This is a genomic window from Streptomyces sp. NPDC060027 (assembly GCF_042737005.1).
Taxonomy (GTDB): Bacteria; Actinomycetota; Actinomycetes; order Streptomycetales; family Streptomycetaceae; genus Streptomyces.
The window spans coordinates 1-1,449 of record NZ_JBHWVI010000460.1 but is presented as its reverse complement, the minus strand read 5'-3'; the positions used below and the strand labels follow the sequence as shown (position 1 = coordinate 1,449).

Genomic DNA, 1,449 nt, shown 5'->3' with positions numbered 1-1,449 from the left:
GGTGTGCCCACCTGCGAGGTGGGCACACCGCCGGCCGTTGCCGCTGCGCGGGTCAGTTGGTGGTGAGCATGCCTTCGCGCAGCTTGGCCAAGGTGCGGTTGAGGAGGCGGGAGACGTGCATCTGGGAGACGCCGAGGTGTTCGCCGATCTGGGCCTGGGTGAGTTCTTCGACGAACCGCATGTGGATGATGCGCCGTTCGCGGTCGTCGAGCTGGGCGATCATCGGGGCCAGGGCGTTGAAGTCCTCGACGAGTTCGAGGGCGGGGTCGTCCACGCCGATGAAGTCGGCGAGGGCGGCTTCACCGTCTTCGCTGGAGGTGATGGCGGCGTCGAGGGAGGCGGAGGTGTAGCCGTTGGAGGCCTTTCGGGCCTCGATGACCTCTTCCTCCGACAGGCACATCAGCTCGGACAGTTCCCGGGTGCTGGGCGTGCGGCCGAGCCGGCTGCGGAGCTCCTCGGTGGCCTTGGCGAGCTGGACGCGGGCTTCCTGCAGGCGGCGCGGGACGTGGACGGCCCAGCTCGTGTCGCGGAAGAAGCGCTTGATCTCACCGACGATGTACGGGACGGCGAAGGAGGTGAACTCGACCTCGCGGGTCAGCTCGAACCGGTCGATGGCCTTGATCAGTCCGATGGTGCCGACCTGGACGATGTCCTCCATCTCGTCCTGACTGCGGCTGCGGAAACGCGCCGCCGCGAACTGGACGAGGGTGATGTTCATTTCGATGAGGGTGTTGCGCGCGTACTGGTACTCGGGCGTGCCCTCTTCCAGGACGGCGAGCCGGTCGAAGAACAGCTTCGACAGCTGCCGGGCGTCCTTGGGGGCGATCTGCGAAGGGTCGGCTATCTCCGGCAGCTCAACGGCCCGTGCCTCTGCCGTCTTCGTCACTGTCATGTCAGGCCCCCTCTTGCGTGATCCAGTTCTTGAGCCGTCGGCCCCTCGCACGTCGGCAACAGCCGGTGTACCCGGGGTCGGAACATGTATGCCAGGCGATTTTCAGAGCCCGCACGGTGCGAGCCCGGCCTGGATGGCGGGCTCCCTTCTTGCAGGTGGGCCGATGTGTTCGGTGCGGTGCCGTGTGGGGGCGACTGTGGTGGTCGCAAGCCCCCGACGCCCGCACCGCCTCGCCGAACACGACGCCCGGCATGCCGGCGAGGCGAAGCGGTGGTGATGGCTGTGCTCCCGCCTCCGTTTCTGTTCGAGCCCGATTACCTCGTTGTCGAACATGCGGAAATCTATGGTGGCTGGAGTAGACATTGGCTGATCGCGTGGTTATGGTTTCTCTCGTAGTCAGAGAGACAGCAGGGCCCGGCAGACACGAACTGCCGGACAGCGGTACAGGCAGTTGCAGTGCGCAGGACGGTGCGGTGGTGGAGTCGCGAAGCCAGGGTTGTTGCAGGACGGCGACGGGGCTGACGACCGGACCGGGTGGCCCGCGGTGATCAGGGGCC

The 1,449-nt window shown here is 66.6% G+C and carries 1 protein-coding gene; it reads right to left on the bottom strand.

Features of this window, described 5'->3' with window-relative positions; translation table 11 throughout:
• Nucleotides 1-52 precede the first annotated feature (52 nt).
• Nucleotides 53-892, bottom strand: a complete 840-nt coding sequence (locus ACFWBT_RS43005) for an RNA polymerase sigma factor SigF (protein ID WP_385710287.1) — start codon at nucleotides 890-892, stop codon at nucleotides 53-55.
• Between the last annotated feature and the right edge of the window lie 557 nt (nucleotides 893-1,449).

What these genes read in the sequence shown, in the direction of transcription:
- ACFWBT_RS43005 (WP_385710287.1), bottom strand. Translation starts at nt 892, where the DNA reads ATGACAGTGACGAAGACGGCAGAGGCACGGGCCGTTGAGCTGCCGGAG.